The organism is Magnetococcales bacterium (assembly GCA_015231755.1).
GTDB lineage: Bacteria > Pseudomonadota > Magnetococcia > Magnetococcales > Magnetaquicoccaceae > Magnetaquiglobus.
On record JADGAZ010000016.1, the window covers coordinates 45,480 to 64,294 of the forward strand.

11 protein-coding genes are annotated in these 18,815 nt (G+C 56.4%); 7 read left to right on the forward strand and 4 right to left on the reverse strand.

Translation table 11 applies throughout. The features are described from left to right. Window positions 1-5: 5 nt before the first annotated feature. Complete coding sequence (locus HQL98_11485; GenBank protein MBF0272671.1) at window positions 6-1,079, forward strand: EAL domain-containing protein; 1,074 nt, start codon at window positions 6-8, stop codon at window positions 1,077-1,079. A 16-nt stretch (window positions 1,080-1,095) separates the two neighbouring features. Here HQL98_11485 and HQL98_11490 read toward each other — a convergent pair whose 3' ends face one another. Continuing rightward, window positions 1,096-2,601: an NAD(P)/FAD-dependent oxidoreductase gene (locus HQL98_11490; protein MBF0272672.1), complete on the reverse strand. Its 1,506-nt coding sequence runs from the start codon at window positions 2,599-2,601 to the stop codon at window positions 1,096-1,098. Between the two features lie 374 nt (window positions 2,602-2,975). On the opposite strand from HQL98_11490, the gene HQL98_11495 reads away from it, so the two are divergent. From HQL98_11495 to HQL98_11505, 3 genes are all read left to right on the forward strand, one after another. Continuing rightward, window positions 2,976-6,632: a response regulator gene (locus HQL98_11495; GenBank protein ID MBF0272673.1), complete on the forward strand. Its 3,657-nt coding sequence runs from the start codon at window positions 2,976-2,978 to the stop codon at window positions 6,630-6,632. After that, complete coding sequence (locus HQL98_11500; GenBank protein ID MBF0272674.1) at window positions 6,593-7,654, forward strand: response regulator; 1,062 nt, start codon at window positions 6,593-6,595, stop codon at window positions 7,652-7,654. The genes HQL98_11495 and HQL98_11500 overlap by 40 nt, the downstream gene beginning before the upstream one ends. Window positions 7,655-7,724: 70 nt before the next feature. Continuing rightward, a complete protein-coding gene (locus HQL98_11505; protein MBF0272675.1) occupies window positions 7,725-8,867 on the forward strand; it encodes a response regulator in 1,143 nt (380 codons plus the stop codon). 40 nt (window positions 8,868-8,907) lie between these two features. Here HQL98_11505 and HQL98_11510 read toward each other — a convergent pair whose 3' ends face one another. From HQL98_11510 to HQL98_11520, 3 genes are read right to left on the reverse strand one after another with little or no spacing between them, the layout of a single operon-like run. Continuing rightward, window positions 8,908-12,042 (reverse strand): efflux RND transporter permease subunit, encoded by a 3,135-nt coding sequence (locus tag HQL98_11510; GenBank protein ID MBF0272676.1) that lies wholly within the window; start codon window positions 12,040-12,042, stop codon window positions 8,908-8,910. Between the two features lie 31 nt (window positions 12,043-12,073). Then, window positions 12,074-13,447 carry an efflux RND transporter periplasmic adaptor subunit gene (locus HQL98_11515; protein MBF0272677.1) on the reverse strand — a complete coding sequence of 458 codons (1,374 nt, stop codon included), beginning with the start codon at window positions 13,445-13,447 and terminating at the stop codon, window positions 12,074-12,076. 50 nt (window positions 13,448-13,497) lie between these two features. Then, window positions 13,498-14,769, reverse strand: a complete 1,272-nt coding sequence (locus HQL98_11520; GenBank protein ID MBF0272678.1) for a TolC family protein — start codon at window positions 14,767-14,769, stop codon at window positions 13,498-13,500. Between the two features lie 168 nt (window positions 14,770-14,937). Between HQL98_11520 and grpE the strand changes: the two genes are divergently transcribed. From grpE to dnaJ, 3 genes are all read left to right on the forward strand, one after another. Continuing rightward, a complete protein-coding gene (grpE, locus tag HQL98_11525; protein ID MBF0272679.1) occupies window positions 14,938-15,606 on the forward strand; it encodes a nucleotide exchange factor GrpE in 669 nt (222 codons plus the stop codon). 112 nt (window positions 15,607-15,718) lie between these two features. Continuing rightward, entirely contained in the window at window positions 15,719-17,659 is a 1,941-nt protein-coding gene (gene dnaK / locus HQL98_11530) for a molecular chaperone DnaK (GenBank protein ID MBF0272680.1), read from the forward strand. Next, window positions 17,656-18,810 carry a molecular chaperone DnaJ gene (dnaJ, locus tag HQL98_11535; protein MBF0272681.1) on the forward strand — a complete coding sequence of 385 codons (1,155 nt, stop codon included), beginning with the start codon at window positions 17,656-17,658 and terminating at the stop codon, window positions 18,808-18,810. The genes dnaK and dnaJ overlap by 4 nt, the downstream gene beginning before the upstream one ends. Window positions 18,811-18,815: the final 5 nt, after the last annotated feature.

Genomic DNA, 18,815 nt, shown 5'->3' on the forward strand with positions numbered 1-18,815 from the left:
TCCGAATGAATGTCACAAGCCATCCCTGTTCCCGTTGCGAAACCTTGCCGGGACATTTGAGCAGTCATGGGAATCTTTATCTGTGGCCACCCCTGGGACACAGTATGGCCAAGGTCACCGGGTTTCTGACCCGGGCCGGATACCGGTTTGAACAGGTGGTCGCACAAGGGTATCTGGCCATTGAGATTCCCGAGCAGGGATTCGATGGCTGTTGTACCGGCATTCATGAGGCGATTGGCAGCAAGGAAGGGCAAGATACCCTGGCGTTGTATCTGGATGGAAACCGGGTGCCGGATCTGAACGACATTCGCAAGGTGATCAGCCTGGATGTGTTGATTGCCAGACAAAAGGAAGAGTGGTTGATCGATGTGTTGAGGGAAAAAAGATTGACCAACCATTTTCAGCCTATTTTTCATGCCAACGATACACGCGAACCTTTTGCCCATGAGTGCCTGTTGCGCGGTTTGACCCAAGAGGGGGAAATTATTCCCCCTGGAAAATTGTTTCATGCGGCCACGACCACAGATTTATTGTTTCAGTTGGATCGGGCTGCCCGGGCCATGGCGGTGAAGAATGCGGCCTCCTGTGGCATCGACAGCAAGATCTTTATCAATTTTACCCCAACCTCCATCTATGATCCTCAATATTGTCTGCAATCCACGGTCAAGATCATCAAAGAAAGTGGTCTCATGCGCGACCGGATCGTGTTCGAGGTGATCGAAACCGAAAAACTGGATGATCCGGCACATTTGGCGACTATTTTGAAATTTTACCGGCATGCGGGATTCCAGGTGGCTTTGGATGATCTGGGTTCCGGTTATTCCTCTCTCAACCTGTTGCCCGTTTTGAAACCGGATTATATCAAGATTGATCGCGAGTTGATTTCCGGCATACACAAAGACCGGTTCAAGATCGTGATCGTGGAGAAACTGGTGGACATCTGCAAGGATCTGGGCATTCTGGTGGTGGCGGAAGGGATCGAGATCCAGGAGGAGTTGACGGTCTTGCAGCAATTGGGTGTGGATTTCGTTCAGGGTTTCTTGTTGGCGAGACCGTCTGCCAAAGGCTGGATCTCATAATAAACCGGCTCATGATTCATGTCCCCGACGCGTTTGTGGCTCGAAAAGCCATGGAAAAGGCCATGTGACCTGCCAGCATGGTGCCTGTGAATCCTCCGCCCGGCCTGGAAAAGGCGGAAGCCAACCAAAGTCCCGGCACGGGTGTTTTGGCTCCGGGTCTGTGGCGACCCGCCTGCATCGGGGTCTGGGCAAAACCATAAACCGAGCCTCCTGGGGTGTTCAGATAGCGGGCCATGGTTCGGGCTGTTGCCATTTCGCTCACCACGATTTTTGACTCGATGCCAGGGAACCGGCTGGAAAAATCCTGAATCAAGGCTTTCATCCAGGCTTTTTTCTTTTGGGCATAGGCGCGTTTGTCCAGAATATCCCAGTTGGCCAGCCGGTCCAGACCGGTCAGGACGATCAGGTTCATGCCGTTGGTGGCGAGTCCCGAGTCGATAGCGGCATAATTGGCCACCACATAGGGTGGAATGATGTTTTGCGGGCTTTCGGCCAACAACCCCGCCGCTTCCCGATAGTGTCCCAGAGTATGCATCCAGTCGGGAAATAGAAAAGTGGAGTGGTGAATCAATCCATAATTCTGAGGTTGTGTCTTCACCCCAAGGTAGATGCACCACAAAGAGGTGGCTGGTTCCAACCCGGCGTAGTTGGCTCGGAAAAGCCGACGCTCCTGGGGAGGCAGCATTTCGGCGGTGACCATGGGAGCGGCGTTGGCAAAGACCATGGGGGCTGAGACTTCGCATGCGGAGGTGCCATTCCGTGAGGCGCACGTCACCCCCGTCACGCGCCCTTTCTTGATGAGAATCCGATTGACCACCTGACCGCAGCGCACCTCTCCGCCGTGGGTGCGGATGATTCGGGCCAAAGCTTGACTTAATTGACCGGAACCCCCTTTGATATAATAGTTGCCGCGATAAAATGATCCTTGTGCGGTGGCGAAAAATTTCAGACTGAGCCGGTCCGGATCATCACCGTAATAGGGAAGATTGGCGCACAGTGCCAGTTTGATTCCTTCCTGTTCTCCGAACAAGGCCTCCAACCATGGGCTGATACTGGATCGTTCGTAGTGGGCCATCGACCATCGATGCGGATCGGATGAAGGCTCTTGCGGTGCGGATTTGCCCAGGATCTCATCGAACCAATGGTGAATGGCGCGACTGTGGGAGGGGAAATGGGCTTCCACCTGACCGCGGTGCTGATCGGCCAGACTGGGCATGACAAAGCGGCCAAAGGCGGGGTGGTGGACGGCGTATAATTCCGGCAGTGGCACCAGGGTGATATGGTCGAAAAGGCCGAGATGTTCAAATAATGCACGGTTGGGATCGTCGGCTTCAAAGCCGTCCATTTGATGCAACCCGGCATCGATGCGCAGTTTGCCACGGGTGAAGTTGGTGGCGGCTCCACCCACCTGATCGTGTCTTTCCAGAACCACAACCCTGGCCCCGGACTTTGCCGCCAGGGCCCCGGCGACCAGTCCACCGAGACCACTTCCGATGACGATGGCATCAAAGCTGTTGTGCATCCGTGTTCCTAATACCGGGTGTGCCCCCCTTGGGAATAATTTGATTGTGATTGGATGAGAAGTCAACAGAAAAATCTCCATGATGCCATGTATTGGGATCAATAGTGTTGGGTCTCTGTTGGATTTTTAAGAAAGAGTGAATATGTTTACAAATGTATCGCCTGCGTGCTGCATTTTTTGTACAGACTGTATTGACTTGTGGATGGAGTGGGATCATGTCAATTTATTTTTTCAGACACATATTTTATAATATTTTTTATTAAAAAAATAAAATTGCTTGACTTTTTTTTGAGACGTGTTACTGTTTTTCTAAGTTTTTTCTTTTTTTTGTCGTTATCAAATAAATAGTTATTATTTATGTCCTGGAATTGGCCATGTCCAAGAGAATATATACCTCCAGTATTTTCTCTCCGGTCTCCGGACCTGAGAACAATATTGCCAAAATCAGACGCAAGGCGGCGTTGCTGAAGACCGGAGCTTTGCAAAATGCGATTCTCAACAGCGCCAATTTTTCCAGTATCGCCACCGATGCCAAGGGGGTCATTCAGATCTTTAACGTCGGTGCGGAGCGCATGTTGGGCTACGAGGCCGTTGAAGTGCTCAACAAGATCACCCCCGCCGATATTTCCGATCCCCAGGAACTGATCACCCGCGCCAAGGAGTTGAGCAACGAATTTTTCAAGTTGATCACGCCGGGTTTCGAGGCGTTGGTGTTCAAGGCCTCCCGGGGGATTGAAGACATCTACGAGTTGACTTACATCCGCAAGGATGGCAGTCGTTTCCCGGCGGTGGTGTCGGTCACGGCTCTGCGTGATATCCAGGATGTGATTATTGGCTATCTGTTGATTGGCACGGACAATACCGCGCGCAAACTGGCGGAGGAGGCCCTGCTGAAAGCCGGGGCGCTGCAAAACGCGATTTTCAACAGCGCCAATTTTTCCAGCATCGCCACCGACGCCAAGGGGGTCATTCAGATCTTCAACGTGGGAGCCGAGCGTATGCTGGGTTATACGGCGGTTGAAGTGATGAACAAGATCACCCCCGCCGATATTTCCGATCCGAAAGAGGTGATCGCCCGCGCCAGAACTTTGAGCGAAGAATTGGCCACGACGATCACGCCAGGTTTTGAGGCGTTGGTGTTCAAGGCCTCCCGGGGGATTGAGGATATCTACGAGTTGACGTACATCCGCAAGGATGGCAGTCGTTTTCCGGCGGTGGTGTCGGTCACGGCCTTGCGGGATGCCCAGGAACTCATTATCGGCTATTTGTTGATCGGAACGGACAACACCGCGCGCAAGCAAGTCGAAGCCAAGCAAAAGAAACTGGATCAACGTTTGCGAGATCAACAATTTCTGACCCGCTCTCTGATTGAATCCAATATTGACGCCCTCGTGACCACAGATAAATCCGGAATCATCACCGAAGCCAACAAACAGATGGAGGCCATTACTGGTTGTACCCGCGATGAATTGATCGGCGCCCCTTTCAAGAACTATTTCACCGACCCGGAGCGGGCCGAAGCGGGTATCAATCTGGTGTTGAGCGAAAAGAAATTGATTGATTACGATCTCATCGTGCTGGCCTGGGATGAAAAACAGACCCCGGTATCGTTGCATGCCACCACCATTTACGGTCGCAGTCGGAATTTGCAGGGGGTTTTTGCCGCCGTGCGCGACATGACCGAACGCAAACGTCTCGATCATGTGATCGATGAAAAAAATGCTGAATTGGAAAATGCTAAGATCCTGGCGGAAACGGCCAATCTCGCCAAATCGGAATTTTTGGCCACCATGAGCCATGAGATCCGTACCCCGATGAACGGGGTGATCGGTTTGACTCACTTGTGTCTTCAGACGGAATTGACCGGACAGCAGCGGGATTATCTGGTCAAGGTGAGTGTCAGTGCCAACATCCTGCTGCAACTGATCAATGATATTCTGGATTTTTCCAAGATCGAGGCCGGCAAGTTGACCATGGAAAATGCCCGGTTCACCCTTGATGAAGTGTTGGGTGGGGTGGTGGCCATCCTGAGTGATCGTAGTCAGGAAAAGGGGCTGGAGTTGCTGTTGTATACCAAAAAGAATGTCCCCAATTGTTTGAAGGGGGATTCTCACCGTCTGGGGCAGATTCTAACCAATTTGGTGGGTAATGCCATCAAGTTTACCGAAAAAGGGGAGGTTTCCATCATCACCGAGGTCTTGCAAGAGACCGAACACACGGTCTTTCTTCAATTCGCGGTACGGGATACCGGGATCGGCATGACGTCGGAGCAGTTGGGCAAGTTGTTTCAGGAATTTTCCCAAGGCGATACGTCCATTACCCGCAAATATGGGGGAACCGGTTTGGGACTGGCCATCAGCAAACGTTTGGTGGAGATGATGGGAGGGCAGATCGGGGCGGAAAATGAACCATCGCGGGGCAGTCGTTTCACCTTTACCGCCCGGTTCGACAAGGTGGATTGTCCGGAAACGGCATCCTTGATGCCTTCGGAAGATCTTTGTGGATTGCGCATCCTGGTGGTGGATGACAACGCAGGAGCCTTGCAGATCATTGCCGAACATCTGGAATCGTTAACCTATCATCCCATTTGTGTCGAGAGCGGTCCTGCGGCTCTTCATGCTTTGGTTGAGGCCGATCAGGATGATGCGTCCTTTGATCTGGTGCTGGTTGACTGGAGAATGCCGGATATGAATGGCCTGGAAACCTCCCGGCGCATCAAGCAAGATCTGCATTTGAGAAAGATTCCTTATATTATTATGGTGACGGCCTATGGTCAGGAGTATATCGCCTCCAGCGCAGAGGAGAAGAAGTTGCTGGATGGTTTCCTGATGAAACCGGTGAATATTTCTTCCTTGTTGGATGTGATCATGATCGTTTTTGGTCACAAGCCGGCCAGGCAGTTGATGGGGAATTCCAACACGCAACGGGCCAGTCTGGCCGGGGCGCGATTGTTGCTGGCGGAAGACAACGAAATCAACCAGCAGGTGGCGATGGAGTTGCTGGAACAGGCGGGGATCACGGTGGTGGTGGCCAACAATGGACTGGAGGCGGTGAATCTGGTGGGCAAGGAGCATTTTGACGCCATTCTGATGGATCTCCAGATGCCGGTCATGGATGGATTGACGGCCACAAAGCGCATTCGCAAAGAGAAAAGTGCCGAATTGTTGCCCATCATCGCGATGACAGCCAATGCCATGGCCGGAGATCGGGAAAAATGTTTGGATGCTGGCATGAATGATCATATTGCCAAGCCCGTGGAGCCGGACGAGATGTATGCCACCTTGGCCAAATGGATTACGATTCAATCGGGTGTGAGTGGGCAATCCTCGGTATCGTTGGCTGCGTGCAGAGGGGCGAATCTGGTTTTGCCCATGCCGCCTTTGCCGGGAATCGATGTGACTCGGGGGTTGCGCAATGTGGGTGGCAACAGCACGTTGTATCGAAAAGTTTTGTTGAAATTTGCCTGCAATCAAGGGGGATCGTGTCTGGAGATGGAGCGGGATCTGGCCTGTGGTGACCAGATGGCTTTGGAACATGCCGCCCATGCCCTGAAGGGGGTTTCCGCCACGCTTGGGGTGTTGAAATTGGCTGATCTGGCAGGAAAAATCGAAATACAGTCCAAGAATGGATTGTCGGGATTGTCGGAACTGCTGGCCACAACAGCCAATGAACTGGCACGCATCGTCTCAACCATTGAAACCACACTGGTGCCATTGCCGACCATGACCCCAGAGGGAGATCAGCCGGCGGTGGATGTGGGGCCGGAAGTGTTGGCGCCCTTATTCAACGAGGCGGTTGCGTTGCTTTTTGCCTTTGATTCTTCGGTGGCCAAGGTGGTGGAGGAGATCATCTCCTTGGTGCATAGTGAACATCGGCGGAACAGGGTGGCCTCCATCAAGATGGCTTTGGGGGCGTATGATTTTGAGACGTGCCTTTCTCTTTTCCATGCCTGGTCCCAGGAAGAAGGGATTCATTTGGAGGAGTATCAACCATGCCATATGCCGTCAACGCGCCCAGAAAGACCGTTTTAATCGTCGATGACCTTTCGGAGAATTTGGACGTTCTGGAAGGGATCCTCACCCCCCATTACCGGGTTCAGGTGGCGATCAGTGGACGGTTGGCGATTCGGATTGCCTTTTCGACGCCACCGGATTTGATCCTGCTGGATGTGATGATGCCGGAGATGGATGGGTACACGGTGTGTCGGTTGCTCAAAAACGATGAGCGTACCTGGGAGATTCCTGTGCTGTTCGTGACCGCCAAGTCCGAGGAAGAAAATGAGATCAGAGGTTTTGAACTGGGGGCGGCGGATTATCTGATCAAGCCGGTCAGTTCCGCCATTATTCTGGCTCGGGTCAAGATCCACCTGGACTTGCACGATCAGAGGAAACTGCTGTCCGATCAGGTTGCGGTGCGCACCGCGCAGTTGCTACTCCAGAACATGGAATTGGCAGAGACCCGCCAGGAGGTGATTCGTCAACTGGGTCGGGCGGCGGAGTATCGGGATAACGAAACCGGTATGCATGTGATACGTATGAGTCGGTATGTCCATTTGCTGGCCATACATGCGGGGTTGAGTGAACCGGAAGCGGAGTTGTTGATGCTGGCGGCACCGATGCATGATCTGGGCAAAATCGGGATTCCAGATCACATTCTGCTGAAGCCAGGCAATTTGACCGTAGAGGAATTTGCCGTCATTCAGACCCATTGCGAGATGGGATATCGGATCATTGGGACGCAAAAGAGTGACATTTTGAGTCTGGGTGGGTTGGTCGCGTTGACCCACCACGAGAAATGGAACGGCAGTGGCTATCCGGCCAAACTGTGTGGGGAAGCCATTCCTGTGATGGGACGATTGACGGCCATCGGGGATGTCTTTGATGCCTTGACCTCTGTCCGACCCTATAAAAAAGCTTGGTCCGTGGATGACGCCTTGAACGTGATCTCCCAGTCGGCGGGAGAACAGTTTGATCCGCGACTGGTCACGATCTTTATCGGTTTGAAATCGGAAGTTGTGGAAATTATGCAGCAATATCAAGATGACGTTGTATGATGTCGATCGCTTTCATCCCGTTCGTCCGGCAAAAGATGAAACCATTACAGTTGAGGTTGCAATCTTCACCATGAATCCATCTGACATGCAGGGAACCCTGGAAGGCACCATTCTGCTGGTGGATGATCAGCCGGAACAAATCGACGTGATCAAATCGTCGTTGGAGGAGTATTTTGTAGTCAAGATCGCCATTCGGGGAAATTTTGTGTTCCCGGCGTGTCGTCGTGGGATCATCGATCTGATCTTATTGGATATCATGATGCCGGGACTCAACGGATACGAAATCTGTCGTCAGTTGAAGAGCAATCCGGAAACCAAAGATATTCCAGTGATTTTCCTGACCAGCAAAGATGGTCAGGACGATGAGGCCGTTGGCTTGAAGTTTGGCGCGGTGGATTTTATCCGCAAACCCAGCAGTCCGTCTGTGGTATTGGCCAGATGCCGCAATACGATTGCCCATCAACGGGCCAAAGAGAATCTGCGTCGCAAAAACGAGGAACTCCAGCAGGCCCTGAAAGAACTTCAACAGGCCATGAGGATTCGTGAAGATATGGAGCGGATGTCCCGTCATGACCTCAAAGGTCCGCTTTCCACGATCATCGGCTTGCCGGAACTGATTCTGGAAGATTATAATTTGACCGACAAACAGAGAAGATACATCAAGAGAATCGAAAGAAGCGGTTATACTCTGTTGGAGATGATCAACAAATCCCTGGATCTATTCAAAATGGAAAATGGTACCTATACGTTCAATCCGGAGGAAGTCGATCTTTTGGCCATTTTAGAACGTATCGTGGGTGATCTGGGGCAACATTCTGGTCCGCTGGGGGTTGATATGGTTATTGAGGGGGAAAAGGATGCGGAACCCCTTGCTTCTTTTATTGTTCTCGGCGAAAAGATGCTTTGTTATCCGCTCTTTTACAATGTTTTGTTGAACGCCATCGAGGCTTCTTCTGAGAATGGGCGGATTGTGATTGGTTTGTCTACCACAGGCGATACAGGAACCATCCGGATCACCAATACAGGGGAAGTGCCTTTGGAGATCCGGGAACAATTCTTCGACAAATACGTCACTTCGGGCAAAAGCGGTGGCACCGGTCTGGGAACCTATTCCGCTTGGCTGGCGGCGAAAACCCAGTTGGGTGGGATTGAACTGGATACCAGTCACGCCGGTGAGACCTCGGTGATTGTCACGCTGCCCTGTCCCGGATGAAAGGGTCCTGTTTTCCGTGGTCAAGGGGTGATCCAGGGGGTTATGCCTTTTCCCGTGGCGCAGTTTTGGGAATGCCCACCCCTTTGACCAGGGCATAGATGGCCGGAATCACCACCAGGGTCAAAAGGGTGGAAGAGACCATGCCCCCCACCATGGGGGCGGCGATGCGGCGCATCACCTCCGAACCGGTTCCGGTACTCCACAGGATCGGCAGCAGACCCGCCATGATTGCCACCACGGTCATCATCTTGGGGCGTACCCGCTCTACCGCCCCTTCCATGATGGCGTGATACAGATCCAGACGTGTAACCGGTTCATGCATTTCATGGCGTTTTTCCAACGCCTCCTTCCAGGCGTGATCCAGATAGATCAACATCACCACTCCGGTTTCCGCCGCGACCCCCGCCAGGGCGATGAAGCCCACCGCCACCGCCACGCTCATGTTGAAGTGCAGATGATCCATCAGCCAGATCCCCCCCACCAGGGCGAAGGGCAGGGAGAGCATGACGATCAGGGTTTCGGCGATGCGACCGAAATTCAGATACAGCAACAAGAAAATCAGGAAGATAGTCAAAGGCACCACAATCTTGAGCCGCTCCTTGGCCCGTTCCATGTACTCGAACTGCCCGCTCCATTGCAAGAAAGTGCCGGGTGGCATCTGCACCGCCGTGCGTACCGCCTGCTGGGCGTCGGCCACGTAACCGCCGATGTCCCGATCCCGAATGTCGATGTAAATGTAAACCGACAGCAGGGCGTTTTCGGTGCGGATGGCTGCCGGTCCTTTTTCCAGGCGCACCGAGGCCAATTGTCCCAATGGAATGGTGGCCCCGTTTTCCGCCTGCACCAGCACCCGTTGGGCAATGGATTCCGGATCGGAACGGAAATCCCGGGGATAGCGCACGTTGACCGTGAACCGTTCCCGGCCTTCCACGGTGGTGGTGACACTCTCCCCACCCAGAGCGGTGAGAATGGTCTCTTGCAGATCGCCGATGGTCAAGCCGTAACGGGAGATGGCATCCCGGTCCGGATCGATGGTCAGATAGAAGCCTCCCCCGACCCGTTCCGCATAGGCGCTGGTGGTGCCCGGCACCCCCTTGACCACGGTTTCGATTTGTTGGGCCAAAGGTTCCAACTCTTCGAGGGTCTTGCCGAACACCTTGATGCCGATGGGGGTGCGGATGCCGGTGGAAAGCATGTCGATGCGGGCCTTCAGGGGCATGGTCCAGGCATTGCTGATGCCGGGCATCTGCAATGCCTCATCCATTTCCGCGATCAGTTTGTCCAGAGTCATGTCCGGTCGCCATTCGTTTTCCGGCTTGAGATTGATCACGGTCTCGAACATCTCCGTGGGGGCTGGATCCGTGGCTGTGGCGGCCCGGCCCGCCTTGCCCAGCACCGAGGCCACTTCGGGGAAACTTTTGATGATCTTGTCCTGGGTTTGCAACAGCTCTTCCGCCTTGGTCATGGAGAGACCCGGCAGGGTGGTGGGCATGTAAAGCAGCGTGCCTTCGTTCAGGGCGGGCATGAATTCGCTGCCGATCCGTTGGGCCGGTGCGATGGTGATCACCAGGGTGCCGATGGCCAGCAGAATGAAGACGATCTTGAAGCGCAACACCAGTCGTATGATCGGACGATAGAGCCAGATGAGCAATCGGTTGATGGGATTTTTGTGTTCCGGCAGAATCCGCCCTCGCACGAACAGCAGCATCAGCACCGGCACCAGGGTGACGGAGAGAAATGCCGCTCCGGCCATGGCAAAGGTCTTGGTATAAGCCAACGGTTTGAACAGTCGTCCTTCCTGATCTTCCAGGGTGAAGACCGGCAGAAACGATACGGTGATCACCAACAGGCTGAAAAAGAGCGGCGGTCCCACCTCGGCGGCGGCCTCCATCAACACCCGATGGCGGGGTGCGTCGGGTGGGGCACGTTCCAGGTGTTTGTGGGCGTTTTCGATCATCACGATGGCCGCGTCCACCATGGCGCCCACGGCGATGGCGATTCCCCCCAGGCTCATGATGTTGGAGGTCATGCCCAAGGCGTTCATTAAGATCATGGCGATCAGCACCCCCACCGGCAGCATCAGAATGGCCACCAGGGCGCTGCGCACATGCAGCAAAAAGAGGATGCACACCCCGGCCACGATCAGGCTTTCTTCGATCAAGGTGGTCTTGAGGGTCTCCACGGCCCGCAGAATCAGTTCCGAGCGGTCATACAGGGCTTCGATGCGTACCCCTTCTCCCAGGCTGTTGGCCACCTCCGCCAGTTTGGCCTTGGTGTTGCGGATCACCGCCAGGGCGTTCTGGCCGAAACGCTGCAACACGATGCCGCTGACCACTTCCCCTTCGCCGTTGAGTTCCGCCAGACCCCGGCGTTCATCCGGTCCCAGTTCGACCCGGGCCACGTCCCGCAGGCGGATCGGGGTGCCCCGTTCTTCTTTGAGGACGATTTTTTCGATATCCTCCACCCCCCGCAGATACCCCTTGCCCCGTACCACATATTCGGTTTCCGCCATCTCCACCACCCGTCCTCCCACATCCCGGTTGCTCATGGCGATGGCTTGGGTAACCCGGGAGAGGGAAATCTTGAAGGCCTGCAATTGTTGGGGATCGACGATGACTTGATACTGCTGCACAAAACCGCCGACGCTGGCCACTTCCGCCACCCCTTCGGCCTTGGCCAGATGATAACGCAGATACCAGTCCTGAAGGGTGCGCAGTTCCGCCAGGGTTTTCTCCTTGGCCAGCACCGCATATTGAAACACCCAGCCCACCCCGGTGGCGTCCGGTCCCAGGGTGGGGGTGATGCCGGTGGGAAGGCGTTTGGCCGCGAAGTTGAGATACTCCAACACCCGGCTGCGGGCCCAGTAGATGTCGGTGCCGTCTTCAAAGATGATGTAGACGAAGGAGACCCCGAAGAAGGAAAAACCCCGTACCAGCTTGGAACGGGGCACCGAAAGCATGGCGGTGGTCAAAGGATAGGTGACCTGATCCTCCACCACCTGGGGAGCCTGTCCGGGGAACTCGGTGTACAGGATCACCTGCACATCCGAAAGGTCCGGAATGGCGTCCAGGGGGATGCGGGAGAGGGCATGGGCGCCGGCTGCCACCAGAAACAGTGTCCCGAGCAGCACCAGCAGCACATTGCGGCATGACCAGCGGATGAGGGTATCGATCATCGTTTCGTTTTTGGAGTTCCCGGTTTGTTGCTTAATGAGAGAAATGACCCAGCGCGGCCCGCAGATTGGCTTCGGCGTCGATGAGGAAATTGGCCCGCACCACCACCTTTTCCCCTTCCGTCAGCCCTTCCAGGATTTCCACATAGCCATTGCCCTTGGCCCCGGCCCGCACCGGTCGCGGTTCGTACAGCCCTTCGCCCCGTTCCACCAGCACCACCTGACGGGAGCCGCTGTCCAGCAGGGCGGAGTCGGGGATGGAAACCAGGGAGACGTTGCCCGGTGTTTGCAACTGCACGGCGGCGTAGAGGGCGGGACGCAAGGCGCCATCCGGATTGGCCAGTTCGATGCGCACCTTGATGGTGCGGGTTTCGGTGGTGAGGGTGGGATTCATGAAGGCCACCTTGCCGTGAAAGGTTTTGCCCGGCATGGCGGTCAGGGTCACTTCGGCTTTTTGTCCCACCTGGACAAATCCCATATCCTGCTCGAACACATCCGCCAGCACCCACACGGTGGACAGATCGGCAATGCGGTAGAGCATCTCTCCGGGCATGAAACGCATTCCCTGAATGGCGTTCTTCTCCAGGATCACCCCGGAAACCGGAGAGGGGATGGTCAAGGTCCGACTGGCGGCGCGTTTTTCCCGCAGTCGTTGAATCTGACCTTCGGACAGATCCCAGTTGCGCAGTCGGATCAGGGAGCTTTCCGCCAGATCGGCCGCTGTGCGCCGGGTCTCCGGATCGGCATCCCGCAGCGTTTCCGTGGCGCGCATCGTGGCCAGATACTCCTGCTGGGCCTGTACCAGGGAGGGGGCGTAGACCTCCATGAGGGGCTGGCCACGTCGCACGTTTTGTCCGGTGACATCCGCGTGCAGTGTTTCGATCCAGCCTTCGTATTTCAGATTCACCACATGCAGACGCCGTTCATCCACCGTGACGGTGCCCACAGCCCGGATGGAACGGGTGACCGGATTCCGGGTGGCGGTTTCGGTTCTGACCCCGAGCTTTTGCACCTTGTCCAGATTGATGCGCACCGCGTTGGCCGCTTCCGGTGGCGGGGCCTCGTCCGCGTAAACCGGTACATAGTCCATGCCCATGGAGTCTTTTTTGGGGGTGGGTGAGGTGTCGGGCTGTCCCATGGGGTTTCGGTAATACAGGATTTTGCGTTCGGCCTTCGGGGCCGGGGTTGTTTCGGGTGGCGGGGCTTCATCGACATAAACCGGTATATAGTCCATGCCCATGGAGTCTTTTTTGGGGGTGGGTGAGGTGTCGGGCTGTCCCATGGGGTTGCGGTAATACAGGATCTTGCGCTCGGCTTTGGCAGGGGTGGCCGCTGCGGGGAGCGGGGAGGCGTGTCCTTCGTGGCCCTCCTGGGCGCCGCTGCGGACCTCGGGGGCGAAGCAGAGCATCCCGATCAACACGGTGGGAATCCAGAGCCGTTTCAACCCGTTCATGCCGTTCACAAGTCACCTCCGATCAACCGTTCGATCTCCGCCAGTCGTACCTGCTGCTCGAACTGGGCCTTGACCCGTTCGATCTGGAATTTTTTCAACCGTTGCACCGCGTCCAGCACCGTGGTGGCTTCGGCGATGCCGGCTTCATAACCTTTGAGGGCCGACTGCAAGGCGATGCGTGCCTGGGGCAGGAGAATTTCCGTGGCGCTTTTTTCCACTTGACGGGCCTCTTCCAGACTGAGCAGTGCCTCCCGCAAGCCGGATTCCAGTTTCAGCCGTGCCAAGTTCACCCGTTCTCCGGCGGCCTGTTTTTTGGCGAGGGCCTCTTGTTCGGCGCTGGTGCGCCAACCGGTCCGGATCGGCAGATTGAGCCCCACCATGGCCTCGAACCCATCCTGCATGCCTTCTTCCCGTCGATCCACCAGACCGAACCCCACCTCCACATCCGGCAGCCAGTTCTTGCCCGCCAGACGATTTTCCCCTTCGGCGCCTTCCAGACGGGCTTGACTCATTTTCAGATCCGGATTGGCCGCCAAGGCCCGTTCCAGCAATTGCGCCGGATCCAGGGCACGGTCCGCAGGCATGGGACGCAGATGGGGATGTTCCACCAAAGGGGCGTCCGGGGGACGATTCACCAGGGCGTTCAGGCGGGCCCGGATGCGGTGACGCTCTTTTTCCAGCCGGGTCAGCTCTACGGACAAGGCTCCCCGTTCCGCCTCGGCGGAGGTGGCCTCCAGTTGTTGTCCCGCCCCCTGGGCATAGCGGACCCGGGCGAATTCCACCAGGGCGCGCATCACCTGGATCAGTTCGCTGGTCTGGTCCATGGACAGATGCACCCGGTGATAATCCGCATAGGCGGTTTTGACCCGCATCATCACTTCGGCCACGCGTTCTTCCAGTTGAGCGTTCGCCTCCCGACTGCCCGCCTCGGCAATGGCCCGACGGGTGGCCCGTTTGCCCCAACCGGGTATTTCTTGTTGCACGGTGTATTTGTAGATTCCGGTCTGACTCGGCCAACCGGCGTCGTTTTTGGAGATTTCGTCGAAGGTGATTTTGAGCTTGGGATCGGGCAGGGCGTCGGATCCTTGGATGCGCGCCTTGGCGGCATCGTTGTCCAGGGCGGCGGCGGCCAACTCCGGATTTAAGGTTTTGGCCAACTGCAACAACTCTTCGACGCTGGCTCCCACGGGTTGGGTGACCGGAGGGGCGGTTGGGGCTCCCCAGGCAGGCCAGGAGGTTGCCAACAACCATAAAAGCGCCAAAGCGCGTGCTTTCATGAGAACGCTCCCGGAATCCATGGGCGTGAAGTGTCGTTCAAACGGATTCTATCCATACAAGGCTTTCTTTCATCATAGAGCGAATTGATTGACAGGGAAAGTCTTGGAGGCTAACATGTTCAGGTTTTTGTGTCGATCACCCGTGCCTTTTTTTGAAACGAGATCAACATGTCCAGAAAAACAGTCGATGCGGGGGAAGAGACCCCCATGACCGGTCAGGAGCCGGATGTCGAGAACAACGCCCCGGAGGAGTCTGTGCCCGTGGAAGACAACGAAGCGCTGGATGACGCGACCCCCATGGAAGGAGATGGATTCGACGAGGAACCGGAGGAGAAATCCGAAGGGTATATCTCTCCCATGGAACTGCTGATCCAGGCCCAGGCCAAGGCCGAGGAGTATCGCAACGATTATTTGCGCGCTCTGGCCGACATGAAAAATTTGCGGCAACGCACCGAACGGGAGATCCAGCAGGCGCGCCAGTTCGCCATCGAGGCCTTTGCCAAGGATCTGTTGCAGGTGGCCGACAACCTGGAACGGGCCTTGAGCGCCATTCCCGCCAGCGACGATCCGGTGAGCGTGGCCGTGACCGACGGGGTGCGCATGGTGGCTTCCGGATTGGAAAATACCTTGAAAAAACATGGTGTCACCCGCATTCAGGCCATGAACGCCCCCTTTGATCCCAATCTTCACCAGGCGGTGATGCAGGTGGAAGATCCCACCGTGGAACCGGATCGGGTGGTGCGGGAGCTGCAAAGCGGGTATCTGCTCAATCAACGGCTGCTGCGTCCCTCGATGGTCGGGATTTCCCAGGGCGGAAGCCGGAATGGGAATTCTTGATCCGGATGGTCTTGACAAGCCGCGGGGGGATTCCCATATCAACATCGAATCCCGCATAATACGGGTTCCACCAACGATTCGCCAAACGGCATGTGGATGAGGGTATTAGAACATGGGCAAAGTCATCGGTATTGATCTGGGCACCACCAATTCGTGCGTGGCAATCATGGAGGGGGGTGACCCCAAGGTGATCGAGAACAGCGAGGGAAGTCGCACCACGCCGTCCATGGTCGCTTTCACCTCAAGCAACGAACGTCTGGTTGGACAGTCCGCGAAACGGCAGGCGGTCACCAATCCCAAAAATACTTTGTTTGCCATCAAGCGTCTGATCGGACGCCGCTATGATGATCCCACCACCCAGCGGGATCGGAAACAGGTTCCCTACGAGATCATCAAGGCGGACAACGGCGACGCGTGGGTCAATGGCGGGGACAAAAAAATGAGTCCCTCGGAAATTTCCGCCATGATCCTGCAAAAGATGCGTCAGACCGCGGAAGACTATCTGGGAGAGAAGGTCACGGATGCCGTGGTGACGGTTCCGGCCTACTTCAACGACGCGCAACGTCAGGCCACCAAGGATGCGGGACGCATCGCCGGCCTCAACGTGATGCGCATCATCAACGAACCCACGGCGGCGGCTCTGGCCTATGGCCTGGACAAAAAGGGCAGCCAGACCATCGCGGTCTATGACCTGGGCGGCGGTACCTTCGACATCTCCATTCTGGACATCGGCGAAGGGGTCTTCGAGGTCAAATCCACCAATGGCGATACCTTCTTGGGTGGTGAGGATTTCGATCACGCCATCATCCAGTATCTGGCGGAGACCTTCCAGAAAGAGAGCGGCATCAATCTGCGTCAGGACAACATGGCCCTGCAACGCCTCAAGGAGGCGGCGGAAAAGGCCAAGATCGAGCTGTCCAACAGCACCCAGACCGATATCAATCTGCCGTTCATCACCGCCGATGCCAGTGGTCCCAAGCACTTGAACGTGAGCATGACCCGGGCCAAGCTGGAAGCCCTGGTGGACGACCTGCTGCAACGCACTCTGGAGCCCTGCCGCATCGCCTTGAAGGACGCGGGCATTTCCACCCGGGATGTCCATGAGGTGATCCTGGTGGGTGGCATGACCCGCATGCCCAAGGTGCAAAGCCTGGTGGCCGAGTTCTTTGGCAGAGAGCCCCACAAGGGGGTCAACCCCGACGAGGTGGTGGCCATCGGCGCCGCCATTCAGGGCGGGGTGCTCAAGGGCGATGTCAAGGATGTGCTGCTGCTGGACGTGACCCCGCTTTCGTTGGGCATCGAGACCCTGGGCGGTGTCTTCACCAAGCTGATCGACAAGAACACCACCGTGCCGACCCGCAAGTCCCAGGTCTTCTCCACCGCCTCCGACAGCCAGTCCGCGGTCACCATCCGCGTGGCCCAGGGGGAACGGGAGATGTTCTCGGACAACAAACTGCTGGGTCAATTCGATCTGGTGGGTCTTCCCCCGGCTCCCCGTGGTGTGCCCCAGATTGAAGTCACCTTCGACATCGACGCCAATGGCATGGTCCATGTGTCCGCCAAGGACAAGGGCACCGGTCGGGAGCAGTCCATCAAGATCCAGGCCTCGGGTGGTCTGACCCAGGACGAGATCGACAAGATGGTCCGTGACGCCCAGTCCCACGCCAGCGAAGATGCCAAGAAGCGCAAATTGATCGACGCTCGCAACCATGCGGATTCTCTGGTTTACGCCACCGAGAAGTCGTTGAAAGAGCATGGCGACAAGGTGGATGGCGGCGTGAAAAAATCCATCGAGGATGCCTTGTCTTCCCTGAAAGCGGTTCTCGACGGGGATGACGCCGAAAAGATCGAAAGCTGCACCCAGGCCCTGATGGAAGTCTCCCTCAAACTGGGGGAGGCGGTCTACAAGGACAATGAGCAGTCTGCTCCCGGCGCGGGTTTTGGTGGAGACGCCCATGCCGCAGGCGGGAAAAAGGGCGCCCAATCCGGCAAGCCGGAGGACGTGGTCGAAGCGGACTATGAGGAAGTCCATAACGATAAAGACACCAAATAATGTCCAGGGATTTATACGAGATCCTGGGCGTTCCCAAAGACGCCTCGGACGCCGCCATCAAGAAGGCTTATCGTGGCTTGGCCATGGAACTGCACCCGGATCGCAATCCGGGTGACAAGACCGCCGAGTCCAAATTCAAGGAGGTCAACGCCGCTTACGAGGTGTTGAAGGACTCCAAAAAACGCGCCATCTATGATCAGTTCGGTCATGCCGGATTGAATCAGGCCAGTGGCGGCGGAGGTGGAGGTGGTTTCTCGGGGGATCCGTCCGGTTTCGGCGGGGGCTTCGGGGACATCTTCGAGGAGTTCTTCGGGGACATCTTTGGCGGTGGCCGGGGTGGCGGTGGTCGGGGCGGACCGCAGAAAGGCGAGGACTTTCGTTATGACATGACCGTCTCTTTGGAAACGGTCATGCACGGAGCCAGTGAACGGATCCGTATCCCCTCCATCGTGCGTTGTGAGACCTGCCGAGGCTCGGGCGCCAAGCCCGGAAGCGGTCCAGAGACCTGTTCCGCCTGTGGCGGCGCGGGTCAGGTTCGCACCCAGCAGGGATTTTTCTCCATCTCCCGGCCTTGTCCGACCTGTCGTGGGCAGGGCCGCATCATTCGCAATCCCTGTGGCGACTGTCAGGGTCAGGGGCGTCAGCGCTCCGAAAAGACCCTGACCGTGAAAATTCCTCCGGGTGTCGAAACCGGTACCCGCATCCGCCTCACCGGTGAAGGGGGGGCGGGACCATTGGGGGGACCGGCCGGGGATCTGTACATCATCATCGAGGTGGCTCCCCATCCGATTTTCGAGCGGTTCGGGCCGGACATTCTCTGTCACGCGCCCATCACCTTTCCCCAGGCTGCTCTGGGGGGCAAGCTGGAAGTGCCCACCTTGATCGGTCGGGCCATCGTCACCTTGCCTCCGGGGGTGCAGACCGGCAAGCGTCTCGCCTTGCGTGGCAAGGGGTTGCCCCATCTGAATCGTCCGGGGGTGTTTGGCGATCTGGTGGTGGAAGTGCGGGTGGAAACTCCGGTCACCTTGACCAAACGGCAAAAAGAGCTGTTGCAGGAGTTCGAGGAACTGTCCAACCAGGAGTCCCAGCCCGAGTCCCATTCGTTTTTGGGCAAGGTCAAGGAATTTCTCGACAAGATGTCTTCCAAGTAGGGAAT

Coding starts and splice junctions, on each gene's coding strand:
- HQL98_11485 (MBF0272671.1), top strand. CDS start 6: ATGAATGTCACAAGCCATCCCTGTTCCCGTTGCGAAACCTTGCCGGGA.
- HQL98_11490 (MBF0272672.1), bottom strand. CDS start 2,601: ATGCACAACAGCTTTGATGCCATCGTCATCGGAAGTGGTCTCGGTGGA.
- HQL98_11495 (MBF0272673.1), top strand. CDS start 2,976: ATGTCCAAGAGAATATATACCTCCAGTATTTTCTCTCCGGTCTCCGGA.
- HQL98_11500 (MBF0272674.1), top strand. CDS start 6,593: ATGCCATATGCCGTCAACGCGCCCAGAAAGACCGTTTTAATCGTCGAT.
- HQL98_11505 (MBF0272675.1), top strand. CDS start 7,725: ATGAATCCATCTGACATGCAGGGAACCCTGGAAGGCACCATTCTGCTG.
- HQL98_11510 (MBF0272676.1), bottom strand. CDS start 12,042: ATGATCGATACCCTCATCCGCTGGTCATGCCGCAATGTGCTGCTGGTG.
- HQL98_11515 (MBF0272677.1), bottom strand. CDS start 13,447: ATGCTCTGCTTCGCCCCCGAGGTCCGCAGCGGCGCCCAGGAGGGCCAC.
- HQL98_11520 (MBF0272678.1), bottom strand. CDS start 14,769: ATGAAAGCACGCGCTTTGGCGCTTTTATGGTTGTTGGCAACCTCCTGG.
- grpE (MBF0272679.1), top strand. CDS start 14,938: ATGTCCAGAAAAACAGTCGATGCGGGGGAAGAGACCCCCATGACCGGT.
- dnaK (MBF0272680.1), top strand. CDS start 15,719: ATGGGCAAAGTCATCGGTATTGATCTGGGCACCACCAATTCGTGCGTG.